This is a genomic window from Sporosarcina pasteurii (genome assembly GCF_041295575.1).
Classification (GTDB): Bacteria; Bacillota; Bacilli; order Bacillales_A; family Planococcaceae; genus Sporosarcina; species Sporosarcina pasteurii.
The window spans coordinates 2,368,867-2,387,770 of sequence record NZ_CP160452.1 but is presented as its reverse complement, the minus strand read 5'-3'; the positions used below and the strand labels follow the sequence as shown (position 1 = coordinate 2,387,770).

General features: G+C 39.6%; 19 protein-coding genes. 14 read left to right on the top strand and 5 right to left on the bottom strand.

Annotated elements, in window-relative coordinates; translation table 11 throughout:
• Positions 1 to 14 precede the first annotated feature (14 nt).
• The 3 genes from AB1H92_RS11295 to AB1H92_RS11285 all read left to right on the top strand — a co-directional run bounded on the left by AB1H92_RS11295 (position 15) and on the right by AB1H92_RS11285 (position 1,964).
• Positions 15 to 695, top strand: coding sequence for a response regulator transcription factor (locus AB1H92_RS11295; protein ID WP_115360204.1), 681 nt, complete (start codon positions 15 to 17; stop codon positions 693 to 695).
• A gap of 74 nt (positions 696 to 769) precedes the next feature.
• Entirely contained in the window at positions 770 to 1,309 is a 540-nt protein-coding gene (locus tag AB1H92_RS11290) for a DUF3225 domain-containing protein (RefSeq protein WP_115360205.1), read from the top strand.
• A 277-nt stretch (positions 1,310 to 1,586) separates the two neighbouring features.
• Complete coding sequence (locus AB1H92_RS11285) at positions 1,587 to 1,964, top strand: hypothetical protein (RefSeq protein WP_115360206.1); 378 nt, start codon at positions 1,587 to 1,589, stop codon at positions 1,962 to 1,964.
• On the opposite strand, the gene AB1H92_RS11280 is transcribed toward AB1H92_RS11285, so the two are convergent.
• From AB1H92_RS11280 to AB1H92_RS11270, 3 genes are all read right to left on the bottom strand, one after another.
• The gene (locus AB1H92_RS11280) at positions 1,945 to 2,463 is read right to left on the bottom strand and encodes a competence protein ComK (RefSeq protein WP_166739539.1); all 519 of its coding nucleotides are present in this window, start codon (positions 2,461 to 2,463) and stop codon (positions 1,945 to 1,947) included. The genes AB1H92_RS11285 and AB1H92_RS11280 overlap by 20 nt on opposite strands.
• 520 nt (positions 2,464 to 2,983) lie before the next feature.
• A complete protein-coding gene (locus AB1H92_RS11275) occupies positions 2,984 to 4,147 on the bottom strand; it encodes a M20 family metallopeptidase (protein WP_115360208.1) in 1,164 nt (387 codons plus the stop codon).
• 106 nt (positions 4,148 to 4,253) lie between these two features.
• Positions 4,254 to 4,772 carry an antibiotic biosynthesis monooxygenase gene (locus AB1H92_RS11270; RefSeq protein WP_115360209.1) on the bottom strand — a complete coding sequence of 173 codons (519 nt, stop codon included), beginning with the start codon at positions 4,770 to 4,772 and terminating at the stop codon, positions 4,254 to 4,256.
• Between the two features lie 229 nt (positions 4,773 to 5,001).
• Between AB1H92_RS11270 and hemE the strand changes: the two genes are divergently transcribed.
• The 3 genes from hemE (at position 5,002) to hemY (ending at position 8,530) form a co-directional block, all read left to right on the top strand.
• Complete coding sequence (gene hemE / locus AB1H92_RS11265; RefSeq protein WP_115360210.1) at positions 5,002 to 6,045, top strand: uroporphyrinogen decarboxylase; 1,044 nt, start codon at positions 5,002 to 5,004, stop codon at positions 6,043 to 6,045.
• A 106-nt stretch (positions 6,046 to 6,151) separates the two neighbouring features.
• Entirely contained in the window at positions 6,152 to 7,087 is a 936-nt protein-coding gene (gene hemH, locus AB1H92_RS11260; RefSeq protein ID WP_115360211.1) for a ferrochelatase, read from the top strand.
• Between the two features lie 24 nt (positions 7,088 to 7,111).
• Positions 7,112 to 8,530: a protoporphyrinogen oxidase gene (gene hemY / locus AB1H92_RS11255; protein ID WP_115364030.1), complete on the top strand. Its 1,419-nt coding sequence runs from the start codon at positions 7,112 to 7,114 to the stop codon at positions 8,528 to 8,530.
• Positions 8,531 to 8,641: 111 nt separating this feature from the next.
• On the opposite strand, the gene yhfH (AB1H92_RS11250) is transcribed toward hemY, so the two are convergent.
• Both yhfH (AB1H92_RS11250) and yhfH (AB1H92_RS11245) read right to left on the bottom strand, forming a co-directional pair.
• Positions 8,642 to 8,767: a protein YhfH gene (yhfH, locus tag AB1H92_RS11250; protein WP_115360212.1), complete on the bottom strand. Its 126-nt coding sequence runs from the start codon at positions 8,765 to 8,767 to the stop codon at positions 8,642 to 8,644.
• Between the two features lie 48 nt (positions 8,768 to 8,815).
• Positions 8,816 to 8,941: a protein YhfH gene (gene yhfH, locus AB1H92_RS11245; protein WP_115360213.1), complete on the bottom strand. Its 126-nt coding sequence runs from the start codon at positions 8,939 to 8,941 to the stop codon at positions 8,816 to 8,818.
• Between the two features lie 142 nt (positions 8,942 to 9,083).
• On the opposite strand from yhfH (AB1H92_RS11245), the gene AB1H92_RS11240 reads away from it, so the two are divergent.
• From AB1H92_RS11240 to AB1H92_RS11205, 8 genes are all read left to right on the top strand, one after another.
• Positions 9,084 to 10,076, top strand: coding sequence for a lipoate--protein ligase (locus tag AB1H92_RS11240; protein ID WP_115360214.1), 993 nt, complete (start codon positions 9,084 to 9,086; stop codon positions 10,074 to 10,076).
• A gap of 196 nt (positions 10,077 to 10,272) precedes the next feature.
• The gene (locus tag AB1H92_RS11235; RefSeq protein ID WP_115360215.1) at positions 10,273 to 10,977 is read left to right on the top strand and encodes a response regulator transcription factor; all 705 of its coding nucleotides are present in this window, start codon (positions 10,273 to 10,275) and stop codon (positions 10,975 to 10,977) included.
• On the top strand, positions 10,974 to 12,017 hold the full coding sequence (locus tag AB1H92_RS11230) for a sensor histidine kinase (RefSeq protein ID WP_115360216.1): 1,044 nt from the start codon (positions 10,974 to 10,976) through the stop codon (positions 12,015 to 12,017). The genes AB1H92_RS11235 and AB1H92_RS11230 overlap by 4 nt, the downstream gene beginning before the upstream one ends.
• Before the next feature lie 10 nt (positions 12,018 to 12,027).
• Positions 12,028 to 12,747, top strand: coding sequence for an ABC transporter ATP-binding protein (locus tag AB1H92_RS11225; protein ID WP_279587538.1), 720 nt, complete (start codon positions 12,028 to 12,030; stop codon positions 12,745 to 12,747).
• Positions 12,719 to 14,653: an ABC transporter permease gene (locus AB1H92_RS11220; protein ID WP_115360218.1), complete on the top strand. Its 1,935-nt coding sequence runs from the start codon at positions 12,719 to 12,721 to the stop codon at positions 14,651 to 14,653. Before AB1H92_RS11225 ends, AB1H92_RS11220 begins: the two co-directional genes overlap by 29 nt.
• 174 nt (positions 14,654 to 14,827) lie before the next feature.
• Positions 14,828 to 16,381 carry a fatty acid--CoA ligase family protein gene (locus AB1H92_RS11215; RefSeq protein ID WP_134268504.1) on the top strand — a complete coding sequence of 518 codons (1,554 nt, stop codon included), beginning with the start codon at positions 14,828 to 14,830 and terminating at the stop codon, positions 16,379 to 16,381.
• 130 nt (positions 16,382 to 16,511) lie between these two features.
• Positions 16,512 to 18,488: a S9 family peptidase gene (locus tag AB1H92_RS11210; protein WP_115360219.1), complete on the top strand. Its 1,977-nt coding sequence runs from the start codon at positions 16,512 to 16,514 to the stop codon at positions 18,486 to 18,488.
• 73 nt (positions 18,489 to 18,561) lie between these two features.
• The gene (locus AB1H92_RS11205) at positions 18,562 to 18,870 is read left to right on the top strand and encodes a late competence development ComFB family protein (protein ID WP_166739537.1); all 309 of its coding nucleotides are present in this window, start codon (positions 18,562 to 18,564) and stop codon (positions 18,868 to 18,870) included.
• Positions 18,871 to 18,904: the final 34 nt, after the last annotated feature.

The following is an 18,904-nucleotide window of genomic DNA, read 5'->3' as shown; positions in this document are numbered from 1 at the left end:
TGGGAGGAAATAATATGCCAAAAACAAAAATCATCATCATAGACGACCATCAATTATTCCGTGAAGGCGTTAAACGAATCTTAGATTTTGAAGATTCATTTGAAGTTGTCGCAGAAGGAGACGACGGCATTGAAGTAGTTGGACTTTATGAACAATATCAACCAGATGTCATGCTGATGGATATTAATATGCCACGAATGAACGGTGTAGAAGCTACGGAAGCGCTTTTAAATGAATATCCTGATGCGAAAGTAATTATTCTCTCCATTCATGACGACGGTTCTTACGTAACGCATGCGCTTAAAACGGGTGCGTTAGGATATATGCTGAAAGAAATGGATGCAGGTGAAATTGTTGAGGCAATTAAAGTCGTTTCAGCAGGCGGTTCTTATCTACATCCAAAAGTGACACATAATCTTGTTGAAGAGTTCCGTAGATTAAGCGAACGTGAACATAAAGGTGCGTTCCAACAAAACGATATTCGTCGTCCGTATCATTTACTGACAAAGCGTGAAAGTGAAGTACTTCAATTGTTAACGGACGGACAAAGTAACCGGACGATAGGTGAAACTTTATTTATTTCAGAGAAAACTGTGAAAAACCACGTATCAAGTATTTTACAAAAAATGGGCGTCAACGACCGGACGCAAGCAGTTGTAACGGCTATTAAAAACGGTTGGGTTGAAGTAAAGTAATCATTTTGTCATAATTAAGAGGGCCATTCGCTTTGAGTGGCCCTTTTGGATGTTTAATAGGAGGAGCAATTCTTATGAAGAAAATACAATTAGTAGTGTTTATAATGACGATGCTTCTGATAGGTGCTTGCAGCAATGATGGGACGAATGAAGAAAATGAACAAAAACAGCAAGACGTGTCTGAAGAGTCAGTGGGATTTAGCTTAACAGGAGACTCGATTGAAGAAGCTAAAAATATTCCAAAAGAAGAGAAAGAACAAATTCTACTAGCTTTCGACACATATATTTCAACTTTTAATGAAAAAGATTTGGATGCTTATATGGAAACGCTATCAGAAAACACGAAGAGTTTTGATCTAGAAGAAGAGCGCGCACATACGCAGTCAATATTTAATGAGTACAACCTTGTACGTGAAGTTTCAGATGTAACGATTGTTAAATATGCAGAAGAGGAAGCACAAGTATTCTCGGTATTGAAATCCTCGTTAAAACAACTATCTTCTGGGCTGGAAACGAATGAAAGTGGACGTCAAGTAACTGTATTCACGAAGGAAAATAACGAATGGAAAGTCTCTTCTGTGCATTATATTGGAGACGACGCGATGAAACAATAAGCAATCACTGTCGGGTAAGCCAATTCTCTATCAAGTAGGTATAAGCGTTATCTTAATTGAATTTAATAAACATATACAAAAAAAGTAGAAGAGTGAACTCTTCTGCTTTTTTTGTTATAGAGTATTTGTTGCTTCGTTTGAGTAATCTGAGCGTAACGAGATGATTATGGGGGAGACGTATAATAACTCCCTTCCATTTTTTACAGTTGCTATTTTTGTTTGCTAAACATATACTATTGATAAGAACTTGTGTTCGTGTCGGAGGGAGAGGAAAGCGATGGCATTAATTCCACCAGAGGCATTGCCGCATGTTGAACGGATGATTTACTTACCAATGGTGCTAATCATTTTGGAAAAGGATCGCAAAATTGTTGAGGATGGAAAGTTTAAATTAAAGAGACCGTACATTCAATTACTCGATGAAGTGATAAAAACTGCGCAAGCTGAACTTCAAGAAACAATGATTTACTTACAACGCCATCATATAAAAGTGAGTCGTGGTAAAACTGATGATACATTTACTGAGTATGTTTTTTTATATGGCGGTTACGAAGAACAGCGTCGTTATTTGAATGTTCGCTTGCGCAATAAGACAGAAGAATTATTGACTAGCTATTTTTGTGCTACAAAAAAATTTAAGCGTACGGCAGATTAGGAATCCACGTACCTCTGAATTGACTGAAGTTCTGTTGATAAGCACGTTGTAATATGTATGCTAAAGTCATTTGTCTTCGGATAGTAGTTTCAGATGAATCGACTATTATAAAATGTTTATTTGTTAATTCGATTGTCGTGCGCACAGCCCCTTCTGGTTTGATGTTAACGATTGCATGAAAAGCAATCCAAACGTTTTGTTCAGAATCAGTTGATAATGTTGGCATCATAATTAAGGGGAATCCATGGTCAAAGGCGACGACAATGGGGACCTTGTGACGATTATTGAGTATTTTTTTAGCGTTATATGTTGCTACTTTAAAGGATGTCCCGTAATGATGACAAGATGCTCTAATAAGATGTAAGGATTTTCTTGGATGTGTAAATTGACTGTCGTTTTCCATTATAAGGGTCATAAGTCTACTTTCTTTTCGAATCGTTTTTAAGACAAGTGTGTTTGTGGAAATAATATAAGGGACATCAGGTTTAATAATTTGCAAAAAACTCACTCCTTATTCGTCGATAGGTACATCTTTATTATATAGGATAAAAGTAATAATGCAACAATGCTTTTGATTAATTTGAACTATTTTATCATTGGTGATTTAGTAGGTGAAGTGCAGGAGCAGTGAAATGCAAAAAAACTACACCTCCAATTGTTAGATGGTGTCTAACAATTGAGATGTAGTTCTCTCATCTACCGGCATCTTCCGCTTTTAATTCTATCCAGCTCCAGGCGTCAGATGCTCGAGTCATAAGCTGAATCAGCTACGTGGCAAAAAGCGCCACTTCGCTGATTCATCTTATGCTTGTCGCATCTAGTCGACGCCTTCCGCTTTTAATTCTATCCAGCTCCAGATGCCAGATGCTCGGGTCATAAGTCGAGCTAACTATGTGGCAAAGATCACGGGCCTACAGGATGTAGGTCATGCATCCGTTGCCGCAGGACGCGGCGCCCCTAGGATGCCTTCCTTTATCGCCTTATGCCTGTCGCATCTAACCGGCATCTTCCGCTTTTAGTTATTCCTGATATTCGAGTGCTGCTGCGCCGAGGATTTTTGCGGCTGTTAGCATCGCATTCTCATCAAAGTCAAATTTTGGGTGATGGTGCGGGTAAGGAACATCTGGTTTTGCGCCTGTAAAGAAAAATGTGCCCGGCACTTTTTCAAGGTAATAGGCAAAGTCTTCTCCGCCCATATGTGGAGGTGTCTCAACGACAAGTTCTGAACCTACCACATCTTCCGCGATCTTTTTTACATATGCAGTTTCGTCTTTGTGATTCACAACTGCCGGATAACCGCGTCTATAAACGATGTCGATCGTACAATTATTTGTAAGAGCAGTTCCTTCTACAACGCGCTTAATTTCAGTTTCCATTAAGTCGCGAATTTCAGGTGTGAATGTACGAACAGTTCCTCGTAATTTAGCAGTATCTGCGATCACATTAAAGGCATTTTCTGCTACGAATGAGCCGACAGATAAAACGGCAGATTCGATTGGGTCAACGCGACGAGAAACAATTTGCTGTAGATTTGTAACGAGTTGGGCACCGATCACAATGGCATCTTTTGTTTGATGTGGATTTGCTCCGTGTCCACCTGCTCCTTGAACTTTAATTTCAAACATATCTGACGCTGCCATAATAGGGCCGGCCAAATATTCTACTGTTCCGGCATCAGTTTGAGACCAAAGATGCGTACCGAAAATAACGTCAACGCCGTCTAAACAACCATCTTCAATCATTGAGATAGCGCCGCCTGGGGCTAATTCCTCCGCATGTTGATGGATGAAGACATATTCACCCGCAAGGTTTTCATGCAATTCGTGAATTGCTTTTGCAAGCTGAAGAAGCGTTGCTGTATGTCCGTCATGTCCACAAGCATGCATGACGCCAGGAACTGTTGATTGATAAGGTACATCTTTTTCATCTTGAATAGGAAGTGCATCGAAATCTGCGCGGAGAGCCACTGTTTTACCTGGCTTCCCCCCTTTAACTCGAGCAACAACCCCATTTCCACCGACGTTTGCTTGAACCTCGATGCCAAGGTCTGTGTAAAAATCAACAATGTACTGTGCTGTTTTTTCTTCTTTAAAAGAAAGTTCGGGATGCATGTGAAGGTGTCGTCGGATGACAACCATGTCCTCATATGCATTCGTCAGCTTTTCGAATAATTGGTTTTTCAATCGTGTACCCCTCTCTGAAAACGAAATAGTTTTAAAAGTTAATTGTAACAACGAAGTTTTAATCAAGCAATAGAAAAATGTGACCCGTGAAGGCGTCACATTGACATTACTCTTCCTCTTCATCTTCTAATGTTGTATAAGTTTTAACATAAGGGGCACTCGAAAACATCAGAGGACTCTTTTTTAAACCTATTCCTTTTTCATGCGTGGCAATAAGATGGAGATAATTGGTAGATTCCTTCCAGAATTTGAAAAAGCGTTTATCAGACCATTGGGTTAAGACGATGTACGTATTTGAAGTTTGTGGTCGTAATAATCGAAGCGCGATGAAACCAGGTTCTCCCTGAATGGATTTTATTCGACCGCGTAAAAGGTGTTCAAATATTGGGCGTCCTTCATCTGATACTGAAATATGATTAAAAGCAAAGAAACCTTCATCTTCTAAGCTGCTGATAGAGCCAATTACCTCGTACCGTAAGGGTGTTTGAAAAACGGAAGGTCCTGTTGTTTCATGCAATAAAAGTGAGTGCTCATCACTATGCATCACAACCATTTTTTCATTGATATATTTTTGTCTTAGCGATTCCATAAAATTCATCGTTCCCGTAGTCGTAAAGATATTCATTCCCAAAACCTCCTTCTGTTGTCAATAAGCATATGCCTTTAATGTTTTACTTACGTCTATTTTCCCTTAATCAAAAGATAAAAACAAATCATGTCGATTATGTGGCTGAAATAAAGACAATTGTATGACAACTACTCGATTCATCTATACAAAAAGAAGCGAAGGTTTTACTATATTAAAGTAGAAGCATCGGAATGAAAATATAAAGAGAAAGTGGGAATAACGTTTTATGACTAAGTTTAACGATACACTTTTACGAGCTGCACGTGGGGAGAAAATTGACCACACGCCAGTATGGTATATGAGACAAGCTGGACGTTCACAGCCTGAGTATTTAAAAGTAAAAGAAGAACACGGTTCATTGGAAGATATCGTACGAAAACCAGAAATTTGCGCATACGTTACAAAACTTCCTGTTGATCAATATAACGTAGATGCAGCGATTTTATATAAAGACATTGTGACGCCGCTTCCAGCGATTGGCATAGATGTGAAAATCAAGGCTGGTGTTGGCCCGGTCATTAGCAATCCAGTTCGTTCAGTGCAAGACGTACATAATCTAGGTGAAATTTCACCAGAAGACGATGTACCGTATGTTTTGGAAACGATTAAAATGTTAACGCAAGAACAATTGAATGTACCACTTATCGGTTTCGCTGGTGCACCATTCACATTGGCGAGTTATATGATTGAAGGAGGACCTTCACGTACATACAACTTAACAAAGTCATTTATGGTTTCCGAACCTGAAGCATGGTTTGTCTTGATGGACAAGTTAGCGGATATGACAATTACATACGTCACAGCACAGGTTCATGCAGGTGCAAAAGCAATTCAAGTCTTTGATTCGTGGGTAGGCGCACTCAGCGTTTCAGATTATCGCATCTTTGTTAAACCAGTTATGGAGAGAATTTTTACGGAACTCCGTAAACTAAACGTACCACTCATTACATTTGGTGTAGGGGCAAGTCATCTTGCAAACGAGTGGCATGATTTACCGGTAGATGTTGTCGGATTAGACTGGCGTTTACCGATTAAAGAAGCGGGTGAGCGTGGATTAACAAAAACGTTACAAGGGAACTTAGATCCAACGTTATTGATTGCTGATTGGAACGTGATTGAAGAACGTGCCAAAGCAATCATCGAACAAGGCGTGAAACACGGTAGCCATATCTTTAACCTTGGTCACGGTGTATTCCCAGATGTAAAACCTGCTACATTGAAGAAGTTAACTGAACTAATACACACATATAGTGCAGAACTACGCAAATAAACGTAGATGAGTAAACTTCATATAGCCGGTGTTAAACCGGCTATATGATTTTTTTGAAATTAATTGTATGTAATAGAGGGTACTATCAATATATAGAGGTGACAACATGACAAAAAAGAAAATGGGTCTATTAGTAATGGCGTATGGGACGCCTTACAAAGAAGAAGATATTGAGCCATACTACACACATATTAGGCGCGGCCGTCCGCCTGCTCCAGAGCAGTTGGAAGATTTACAAAATCGCTATGCGGCCATTGGTGGGATTTCACCACTTGCAAAAATTACGGAAAATCAAGCGAATGCATTATGCGATCGTTTAAATGAAGTGCAAGACGATATCGAATTTAAAGTTTATATCGGTTTAAAACATATTACGCCATTTATTGAGGAAGCAGTCCAACAAATGCATGAAGATGGTATTACTGAAGCAGCTTCAATTGTATTGGCCCCTCATTTTTCTACGTTCTCCGTTCAATCATATAACGGACGTGCAAAGGAAGAAGCAGAGAAATACGATATTGAAATAACGTCGGTTGAAAGCTGGTACAAAGAGCCGAAATTCATTGAGTACTGGGAAAAGCAAGTCCGAGAAACGTATAGCAGTATGAGCGCTGAAGAGCGTGCAAATGCATGCCTAATCGTTTCTGCTCACTCTTTGCCAGAAAAAATTATTGCGAACGGCGATCCATATCCAAAGCAGCTACAAGAAACGGCGGATTTAATTGCGAAGGCGGCAGAAATTACAAATTACGAAGTCGGCTGGCAAAGTGAAGGCCAAACGCCTGAACCGTGGTTAGGGCCAGATGTTCAAGATATGACGAGAGATCTGCATAATGAGAAAGGCTATACAACATTCGTTTATATCCCAGTTGGATTTGTTTCGGACCATCTTGAAGTACTCTATGATAATGATTATGAGTGTAAAGTTGTCTGTGATGAAATCGGGGCTTCGTATTACCGACCAGCAATGCCGAATACTGACCCGTTATTTATTGACTCGATGGTAGATGCGGTGTTTGGAAAAATGAACGAATCGAAATGATGATAAAAGAAAGTGTTGATGACAATGAACGAACAACGTAAAAAAGTCGTCATCGTCGGCGGAGGAATTACAGGACTTTCTGCAGCGTTTTATATGCAAAAAGAAGCACAAGAAAAAGGACTGCCTCTAGATGTTCTCCTCGTTGAAGCGTCGAATCGTCTAGGTGGTAAAATTCAAACAGTGAAACGTGACGGTTTTATTATTGAACGCGGTCCTGATTCCTTTCTCATTCGTAAAAAAAGTATGGGGATATTGGCGGAAGACGTCGGCGTTGCAGATGAACTCGTTAAAAATGCGACGGGACAGGCTTATATCTTTATTAATGGTAAATTACAACCAATTCCTGGGGGATCTATTATGGGAATCCCGACAGAAATTGGACCGTTTTTAACAACGAATCTATTTTCATTAGCTGGTAAATTAAGAGCTGCCGGTGATCTCGTCTTGCCACGAAAATCAGTGTCAGGCGACCAATCGCTCGGTGCATTTTTCCGCAGACGATTAGGGAGAGAAGTTGTTGACAATCTCATCGAGCCGTTGTTGTCTGGCGTGTATGCAGGTGATATTGACCAGATGAGCTTGCAATCTACTTTCCCGCAATTTGCAACGGTAGAGAAAAATCATCGCAGTTTAATACTAGGGATGAAAAAAACATCACCAAAGAAGGCGCCAACTCGGCACGGTGCTGAAGCGAAAAAAGAAGGAGCATTCCATACGTTTCGAAATGGACTTGAAACAATTGTTGAAGCGATTGAGCGGCATTTGGATCCGGATTCAGTGTTGAAAGGTGTGCGTGTAGAAGAGATTGAACGTACGGGAGATAAACAATTACTCACCTTAAATAACGGTCAAGAAGTTGAAGCAGACGCTGTTATTTTAACTACAGGTCATAAAGTGGCAAGTAATCTATTTGCCCAGCACGGCATCCTTCAAGAACTAGGGGAAATCCCAACAACGTCTGTTGCGACAGTCGCCTTGGCCTTTCCGGAAGAGGCAATTGTTCAAGACAAGGAAGGAACTGGGTTTCTAGTTGCTCGAAGTAGTGATTATTCACTAACCGCTTGTACTTGGACGCACCGTAAATGGCCAACATCGACACCAAAAGGAAAAGTGTTACTCCGAGCTTTTGTCGGGCGCATTGGGGAAGAGGCAATTGTTGATTTACCAGATGCAGATATTGAAAGAATCGTACTAGAAGACCTTAGTAAATTAATTGAAATTAAAGGTAAACCCGACTTTACCATTGTTACACGTTGGAAAGAGGATAGACCTCAATACCGTGTTGGCCATAAAGATCGAATCGCCAAGGCTAAAGCTGAATTGGCGGATCAATTTCCACGCGTGAAAATAGCAGGGGCTTCTTACGAAGGGGTAGGACTCCCAGATTGTGTAGATCAAGGAAAAGCAGCTGTTAGAGAAGTGCTAGACGATTTATTTGAATAAATTTTAAGCCACCAATTTTTTGGTGGTTTTTTTAATGTAAGAAATATCGTATGAAGTTAAAAAAAGAGCAGCTACCGGACATTTATCTAATTCCGTAGCTGCTAATTTATTTTATAGAATGTTACAGGAGTCACATTTATTTCCATAGCAATCATGTTGTTCAACAATTTCCTCACCACAAGTTACACATATTTTTGCAGGTAGATTTTTAAAAAACTCAATAATGTTTTCAAGCATGCTGAATTCATCCCCTAGCAATTTATTATTCGGAAAACCGAAGTTTAATTAAAGACTGTTACATTTATCGCATTTGTTTGTATAGCAGTCGTGTTGTTCAACCATTTCTTCGCCACATGTTCCGCATAATTTAGCAGGTAGATTTTTGAAAAAATCAAGGACGTTTACTAACATTTATTCTCATCTCCTTTACCCTTGTGTACTAGTACTGCTTGGTATATTTATAGTGTATTATAACAACGAGTCAAATGTCAACACATTTTTGAAGTTTTTAGATAAAATAGGATAGAGTCTATTTTGAAGGGGCGATATTAAATTGTATTTTATTGATAATAAAGGGATTACAGACCCACAAATTAACCTTGCAATCGAAGAGTATGTTCTTCGTACGATGGATATCGAGGAAGATTCATTCCTTCTGTTTTACATAAACGAGCCGTCTATCATCGTCGGGAAAAATCAAAACACGATTGAAGAGATCGATACAGATTTTGTTGAGAAGAATGGCATTAAAGTTGTCCGTCGGTTATCAGGCGGCGGAGCGGTATACCATGATTTGGGGAATTTAAATTATAGTTTTATTACAAAAGACGACGGAGAGTCGTTCCGAAACTTTGAGAAATTTACAGAACCAGTAGTTGAAGCGCTGAGTAAGATCGGTGTGAAAGCAGAGCTGATTGGACGTAATGACTTGCTCGTTGAAGGGCGAAAAATATCCGGAAATGCACAGTTTGCAACACAGGGACGGATGTTTAGTCACGGAACATTAATGTTTGATACAGAAATTGATACAGTTGTATCAGCGTTAAAAGTACGTAAAGATAAAATTGAATCTAAAGGGATCAAATCGATTCGTAGTCGCGTTGCGAATATTTCTGAGTTCTTACAGGAACCAATGACAATTGAAGAGTTCCGTCTTGAAATATTGAAATCGATTTTCGGCGGAGAAGAAAATATTAAGTACAAAGAGTTAACGGATGAAGATTGGGAAAATATTCATGAATTATCGAGAGAACGTTATGCAAATTGGGACTGGAATTACGGAAAATCTCCTAAATTTAATATGCAGCATTCACATCGTTTTCCTGTTGGAAGCATTGACGTTAGGCTTCAAGTGAATAAGGGTGTTATAGAAGATATTTCTATTTTCGGTGATTTCTTTGGCATCGGCGAAATCGAAAAAGTTCAAGAGAAGTTACGCGGAGTTACCTATAATAGGGAATCGATTGAAGAAGCGCTTTCTGAAATTGACGTGCCTACCTATCTCGGCGGCATCACAATGGAAGAGTTTGTCCAGCTGATTTATTAATATGTAAAAACGTGAAAAAGCCTAACGTGCGCGTTAGGCTTTTTGTGTTGACAAGGCTCCGCCATAAAACTCATTCAAAACAGCTAGAGTCAGGTTCATAACTGGAAAGAATGAAGAAATATGGAAACCAGGTTCTCTTTTCTAGCTAAGGGGGGTTCGTGGTATACTAAAAGTATTGCGTAAGGAGGAGTTATTCATGGAGAAGCATCGAATTTTCATAGTAGAAGATGATCGCAAAATTGCGGAGTTGCTAGCTGATACTCTTCGTAAATATCAATACGAGGTGGCGATTATTGAAGACTTTGACCGAGTGGTGGAAGAGTGTCTTGCATTTCGTCCCCACCTCATTCTGCTTGATATCAATTTACCTGCATATGACGGTTATTACTGGTGTCGTCAATTGCGTTTACATACGACTTGTCCAATTATTTTCATATCGGCACGTTCCGGGGATATGGATCAAGTATTTGCGTTGGAAAATGGCGGAGATGATTTTATCACGAAACCTTTTCATTATGAAATTGTGCTCGCAAAGATACGAAGTCATTTACGTAGATCATTTGGGGAGTATGCCGCTGTGCAGTCTGAACGAACAGTACAGGTAGGGGCGCTTCATTTATATATTGAAAGAATGGAGTTGTACGTCTTTGACGAAGTGGTGCCACTTCAAAAAAAGGAATGCATTATTTTAGAACTGCTGCTTGAAGCCTCTCCAAAAGTGGTTTCACGTGATATTTTATTGGAGCAATTATGGGACGACCAATCATTTGTCGATGAGAATACGTTAAATGTGAATATGACACGCGTCAGAAAGAAACTTGCGGATTATCATATAAAATCGACAATTGAAACAGTGCGGGGTGCTGGTTATCGCTTCGTACCGGATGCGGAAGAGCAATGAAAGCAATCCAGTTATTTTTAAAAGATCATTTATCATTTTTACTGTTTCAAGGCTTTCTTATTCTGTTTTTATTATTATTATTTTGGTTAGATGGATTTCGCGGGTATGACATATTCATCTATGCATTGGTGATGACTGTCTTATTTACATTTGCCTTTCTAGGTGGAAAATATATTATGCGCCGTTCTTTTTACGCAGCAATTGTGCGGCAACCGTCTAGAATGGAGGACGCATTGATACAACATGCACAAGGTCCGGAACATCAACTAGTCGCAAATTATACGAGAAGTTTATATAAAATCTATCAAGACGAGGCACAAACATTATACTCCTCTCAAAGTCGTCAAATTGAATTTATGAATCATTGGGTTCATCAAATGAAAACGCCCATTTCTGTGATTAATTTATTGGTTCAGGAAGAAGAAATCGATCGGCAAAGTGTTGGTGAAGAACTTGAACGGTTACAAGCTGGACTTGATACGGTGCTCGTTAACGCAAGTTTAGAAACTTTCGAGCGTGATATGACAATTGAAAAAATCAATTTACAGCAACTCGTGCAAGAAACGATCACTGCACATAAAAGACTACTTATCACGAATCGCATTTTTCCAGTACTTGAAATAGACGAAACGCTAATTATCGCAAGTGATCGGAAATGGTTGAAAATCGTTATTGGCCAATTTATTACAAATGCAGTCAAATATACTTTTGAAAAAGGAAAACGGATTTACTTGACTGGAAAGTTTACTGAGGAAGGTGTACGCATGTCGGTCCGTGATGAAGGGATTGGAATTCCAACCTCTGATTTAAATCGGATTACGAACGCTTTTTTTACTGGCGAGAATGGACGATTAACAGGAGAATCAACAGGAATGGGCTTATATATCGCTTCTGAAGTATGTGAGAAACTAGGCCATCCTTTAATGATTGAATCTGAGATGGGTGTTGGTACAGAAGTGACTTTATTGTTTAAAAATGGGGAAGGGGGTACGGACGTTGGAGCCACTCGTAAAGTTGACGGAAGTCACGAAGATTTATGAAAGTAAAGTGATGAAGCGTGCATTAAATCGACTTAGTTTTAATGCGATGGAAGGTGAGTTTATTGCGGTTATGGGCCCATCTGGTAGTGGAAAAACAACCTTATTAAATATGATTGCAACCATCGACTTGCCGACGTATGGTGGGCTTATCATTGATGGAGTCGAGCCGGACAGTTTGTCTGAAAATGAATTGGCTTTGTTTCGCCGTCGTCATTTAGGGTTTGTTTTTCAAGATATTAACTTACTGAATATGTTAACAGTTGAAGAAAATATCGTTTTACCACTGACATTAGACGGCTTACCCGTAGAAGAAATGGAACGTCGTGTTGCTGAATTGGTTCAGAAACTTCGTTTAACCGAGATTGTAAACAATCGACCAGATGAGCTATCGGGTGGACAGGCGCAGCGAACTGCAATCGGCCGGGCACTCATTCATAAGCCGAAAATTATATTGGCAGACGAACCAACTGGAAATCTTGATTCGAAATCAGCGAAAGATGTATTGGAATTATTAAGTCAAGTGAATCAAGATGAACGAACAACGATTATTATGGTGACGCATGATCCGATAGCCGCGAGTTATTGTGATCGGGTTTTATTTATAAAAGACGGTGAGTTTTTCAATGAAATTTACAAAGATGAACGTAGACAAACGTTTTATCAACGGATTCTAAACGTTCTATCGCTTTTAGGGGGCCATCATGACCTTTCGACAATTCGCTTATCGTAATGTCGTTCGAAACCGTCGTATTTATGCTGCTTTTTTTATGGCAAGTGTTTTTTCAGTTATGGTCTTTTTTCTATATTCGATGCTTTTATTTCACCCGACGATTGAAGACAAATTTGTTCAGGAATTTGCGATTGTAGGAATGGGCATCGCTGAAATTATTTTATATATTTTTACTGTCTTTTTTTTATTTTATTCTATGCGTGCATTTCTTCAAGCACGCTCCAGGGAGTTTGGCATTCTACTTCATCTTGGGATGGAGAAAAGGCAAATAAGCCGTTTGATTTTTTTGGAAACGATGTTAATTGGCACAGCCGCGATTGGGGTTGGTACTGGATTAGGATTTACGTTTTCAAAATTCTTTTTTATGATCGTACGTGAAATTGTTATGTTGCCATCCTTGCCGCTATATGTATCGTGGAAACCTTTTGCATTGACTATTGGTGCTTTTTTTAGTTTGTTTATTTTAATTTCATTCATTGCTCCGGTGTTTATTAAATCGGGTAAAATTGCTGATTTAATACGTGGAGAAAGGAAGGATGATAACCAATATACCTATTCAAAAGTTCGCGGGTATTTAGGTATCTTACTTCTTGGCCTTTCATATGTATTGGCAACGTTAACGTCTAATGCAATCGTTCTAAAACTCTTTATCTTATTACCGCCCATCGCAACGCTGGGGACGTACTTTTTCTTTACGGATTCGGCGCCGTTATTCCTTCAAAGGTTGAGGTCGAGTCGAAGAATATATTGGCAACATTCTAGGCTACTCTCTATTTCTTCCGGAATTATTCGGTTGCGTGAAAATGCACGGATGTTTTTTATTGTCACAATTGTATCGACCATCGCATTTATGTCTGTTGGAACACTCGCGTCATTAACGTCATTTGCTTCACAGTACCGTGCGATGAATCCACTTGGGCTTGTGTATGTGAGTCACCCTGAAAATATCGAGGAAGCCAAACATATCGCCCAACTTACTCATGAATTAAATGAGGAAGAGATTGCCTATTCATTAACGAAATTCAAAGTTATCCAGCAAGTATCTTCTTTTTCAGATAGTACCGTAAATATTTTAAGCTTGGATCAAGTGAATCAGTTAGCCAATCATTTAGACCATTTGTCGATTCATTTAGACGAAGGCGAAGCGCTATTCTTGCCGCAGTCAAATTCATCTTATAAGAATTTGAATGAAAGAGTGGTTAAGACCGAGTTGGGAGATAGTCATGTAAAGGTTAAGATTGACGGAGCTTATCCTTATCAATTATTTCCTTCGTATTCGATTGGGTCAAATGTAATTGTCTTAAATAATAGGGACTATCAACGGGTAGTGTTTAGTACTTTGAGAGGAAAGGACACTTCGTTTAATTATTATGCATTTCATATTCCGGAGTGGCAAAAGACAAAAGATATCGGCTTATCCATCAGTGATACAGTCACTGAATCTTTTTTATTAGAATCAAAAGGAACGCTTCCTTATGCATTTGACAATCCAGGGCTTAGCTATTCGATTATTCGTATGACGTTTTCGTTGTTGCTATTTATCGGATTGTTATTGGCAGGTGTCTTTTTTCTTGCGACGGGGAGTTTTATTTACTTTCAGTTATATACGAGTTTGGCGCAAGAAAGAAAGAAGTTTGATGTGCTGCGCCGTTTAGGGCTTACAGATTATGAGTTGAAAAAGATAGTTAATCGCCAACTGATTCCTCAATTTTTCTTTCCGTGGGGGGTTGCTTTTCTTCATAGTTCATTTGCATTTTTGTCTTTACAAGTGATTTGGGATGCGCTTGCGGAGATATCTATTGTGAAAGAATTGGCCATCGTTTTGATTGGTTTCACTTTTATGCAATGGATGTATTTCTATTTAATTCGTTGGCGTTATTTAGTGCATATAAAAGCATCGGGATAGTTGCTCGATGCTTTTATTAATGCTTAGTATTTGGAGTAGGAATACAGATCAAGTTCTACTAAGTAGTTATCTTATTATATCGAAATAGGTTGTTTGTTCAGAAGATTTTATATATAATGTTACGTGAAGGGGAATGAATGGTTATTCATTTTAAAGGGAGAAGGGGATGTAAAAATGAATTTAGTTTCAACTGTACGTGAAACTGCATTAGCACAACCTGACAAAATTGCTTATCACTTTATGGGACAAGATACGACGTATGGGGAATTTAATGGTTTGGTGTCAAAATTAGCATCAGCTTTAGCAGAATTAGGCGTTCAAAAAGGAGACCATGTTGCTTTTTTACTTGGCAATACGCCTCATTTTCTCCATTCACTGTACGCGACGATGCGACTAGGTGCGACAGCAATTCCAATTAATCCAATATATACACCAGATGAAATTTCGTACATTATCCACAATAGTGATGCTAAAGTCGTTGTGGCAATAGATGCTCTCTTGCCGCTGATTGAACAAGCTGCAAATGTATTCACCACTGTCCAACATTATATCATTTGTGAAACTGAACAATCGACTCCAGAAAAAGTTGCAAGTTTACCTGAACAGTTGAAAAGTAGAGTGTCTCTATATAGTCAGCTGATTGCAAGAGGGAATTCTGAATTTGATCCAGTACCTGTGGAAGAGGATGATACAGCAATCATTTTGTATACATCTGGGACGACTGGCAGTCCAAAAGGGGCGATGTTGACGCATAAAAATCTATATTCGAATGCGAAAGATGTTGCTGAATATCTTGGGTTTAAAGAAGGGGATCGCATGGTTGCGACGTTACCGGTGTTCCATGTGTTTGCACTCACAGTTGTTGTCAATGCACCGCTATTAAGAGGAGCTGAAATTTTACTCGTTCCACGATTTAGCCCGGCAGAGGTATTTAACATGATTAAAGAGAAAAAGGCGACGGTTTTTGCAGGGGTGCCGACGATGTACAATTTCTTATACCAATATCCTGAAGGGAAAAAAGAAGATTTTGAATCAGTCCGATTAGCCATTTCAGGTGGTGCATCATTGCCAGTCGCATTATTGCATAATTTTGAAGAGAAGTTTGATGTAAGAGTTTCGGAAGGGTATGGTTTATCGGAAGCTTCTCCAGTAACTTGTTTTAATCCGATAGAAAGTGAACGCATTCCAGGATCAATCGGCACAAATATTGTGAATGTCGAAAATAAGGTCGTGAACGAGCTGGGGGAGGAAGTGCCGGACGGTGAAGTTGGGGAACTGATTGTACGTGGTCCGAATGTGATGAAAGGGTATTATAAAATGCCTGAAGAAACGGAAGTCGCACTTCGTGATGGATGGCTTTATACAGGGGATTTAGCGCGTCGTGATGAAAACGGTTACTTTTATATCGTAGACCGAAAAAAAGATTTAGTCATTGTCGGCGGGTATAATGTTTATCCTCGGGAAGTAGAAGAGGTCCTATTTACGCATGAAGATGTTGTGGAAGCGGCAGTCATCGGCGTGCCAGACGTGGATTTTGGGGAAGCCGTTCATGCATTTGTCGTTTTGAAAGAAGGAGCAAAAGCAGATATCGAGCAATTAACCGCTTATTGTGCAGAACGACTTGTGAAATATAAAGTCCCAAAGCAAATCGAGTTTTTGGATGAACTTCCGAAAAATACGACAGGAAAAATATTACGTCGTGCATTAAGCGAATTTGTGACAATATAAGGGTAGGACAAGGACCTTTCGTGATATCGTACGAGGTCCTTTTTAGTTTCTTTTCTTTTTAATAAAAATAAAGGGAAAATGTTACGAATGTCGAAATAAGTAAAGAGCACTCAGTTTAGGGGGAATTTCCATGGAAAAGAGAAAGCTAAAAGTAGAAGATTTATTTGAACTTGCATCTGTCGCGAGTCCGAAAATATCACCGGACGGGCAGGAAGCAGTATTTGTGAAAACGCAGATGAATGAAGAAGAGAATAAATATGTGGCAAATTTATTTCACGTCGATTTAGAAACGAATGAAGTGTCGCAATGGACTTATGGCAATGAGCGCGTTTCCTCACCAGCATGGTCTAGCGACGGAAAACAAATCGCTTTCTTATCGAATCGCGATGAAAAAAATCAAGTCTATATACTTCCAAGAAGAGGCGGGGAAGCAAAAAAAGTAACTGATTTTGGACAAGGTGTTTCTAGTTTTGTCTGGTCACCGTGCGGCAAGAAAATATGGGTGAATGCTTCTGTGAAAGAAGGACAAAGCTTTACAGATAAAGAGGAAAAAAATGAGAAGAAAAAGCCTGAACCGTATCGCGTGACGAAGATGAAATACCAAATGGATGGCGTCGGCTTAATTCCACAAGATTCGTATCGTCATATTGGCATTGTGGACATTGAGAGTGGAGACGTTACGCAGATCACGGAAGGGAATCATCAATATAGTTTAATGGCTGTTTCGCATAGTGGTGACAACATTGTATTCGGTGTGAATCGTGCGGAAAACCAAGATTATGAATTTCGCCAACCGCTTTATCTAGCCGATGTTCATTCGAAAGAAGAGACCGCCCTGATTGATGAGGAAGGTTATTACGGCGGGGTTGCCTTTTCTAATGATGACCAATATATCGCTTTTGTCGGTGCGGATCGGACGTTCCAAAATGCGACGCAATCTGAACTTTATGTGTACGACAGGGAAAATAAAAGCCGAACATGTTTAACGGAAAACCTTGATGCGCCAGTTGGAGATAGTGTTGTCGCCGACCTGCAACAAGGCACAAGTGCGCCGTCTGTCGTTTGGACAGAAACGAATGACCTATATTTTAGATTGTCAACGATGGGCGATGTTCGTCTTTATTATGCATCGCTTGAAGGTGCAATTTATCCAGCGTCGCCGGAAAATGAACATATTTATGATTACGAAGTTTCGAGGGACGGAGAGTTTGCAGTTGTTGCAGTTAGTAACGCTATTAATCCTGGAGAACTTTATAAGCAAACGATTGCGACAGGAGAGAGACAAGTACTGACAGCGTTTAATAAAGAATATATTGAGCAAGTGGAACTTGTTGAGCCAGAAGCGATTGTTTATCAAGGGGCAAAAGGTTGGGATGTGCACGGTTGGTTAATGAAACCCGTTGGCTACGAAGAAGGTGAAAAATATCCGCTTATTGTTGAAATTCACGGCGGACCCGCAGCGATGTACGCCAATACGTTTTTCCATGAGTTACAACTACTGGCAGCGCAAGGATATGGCGTTCTTTATGTGAATCCACGGGGAAGTCATGGATATAGTCAAGAACATGTCAATGCCGTACGTGGCGATTATGGCGGCGGCGATTATGAAGATATTATCGCCGGGCTTGATTACGCAATTGAACACAACGATTGGATTGATACAGAGCGACTTGGTGTGACTGGCGGTAGTTACGGCGGTTTTATGACGAACTGGATTGTGGGTCATACGAATCGTTTTAAAGCTGCGGTGACACAACGTTCGATTTCTAACTGGATTAGTTTCTTTGGTGTATCCGACATCGGGTATTACTTTAATGAATGGCAACATGGTGCGGATATGAATGATGTGGAAACGCTATGGAATTTCTCGCCGTTAAAATATGCGAAAAATATTGAAACGCCATTGTTAATTCTACATAGCGAGAATGATTTACGTTGTCCGATGGAACAGGCGGAACAATTATATATTACGCTGAAAAGTATGGGGAAGGAAACTGAACTTGTTCGTTTCCCAGATGCGGATCATAATTTATCCCGTACAGGCTTGCCGAATTTGCGCATTGCCAGGTTAAATGAAATTACGGGCTGGTTTGAAAAGTATTTATGAATAAATTTGCATCCCTCGTCACTTCACATGTAAGATTGAAGCGTGACTTAAATATGTAGACTGAGGGATGAGAATGACCATTAAAAATGTAATGGAAATGATTGTACGAGATGTTTTATTAAGTAATAAAAAAGAATTAAAACTAATTTGCTCTTGTGATAGATGTTTAAATGACATTATGGCTCATGCACTTAATCATTTACCGCCGCGGTATATCGTTAATCCCGATCTTCAGCCTTACGTCAGGGTGATGCATGAAGCAGATAGGGATGGGGCGATTAATATATTACGAGTGGTCACGCAAGCCGCAACGGTTGTCAAAGAAAATCCTCGATGTAGTCATTCGCAATTAAGCGATAAAAAAATTGATATCGATACGTAAATAAAAGCCGTCCTTTACTAAATGTAAAGAGCGG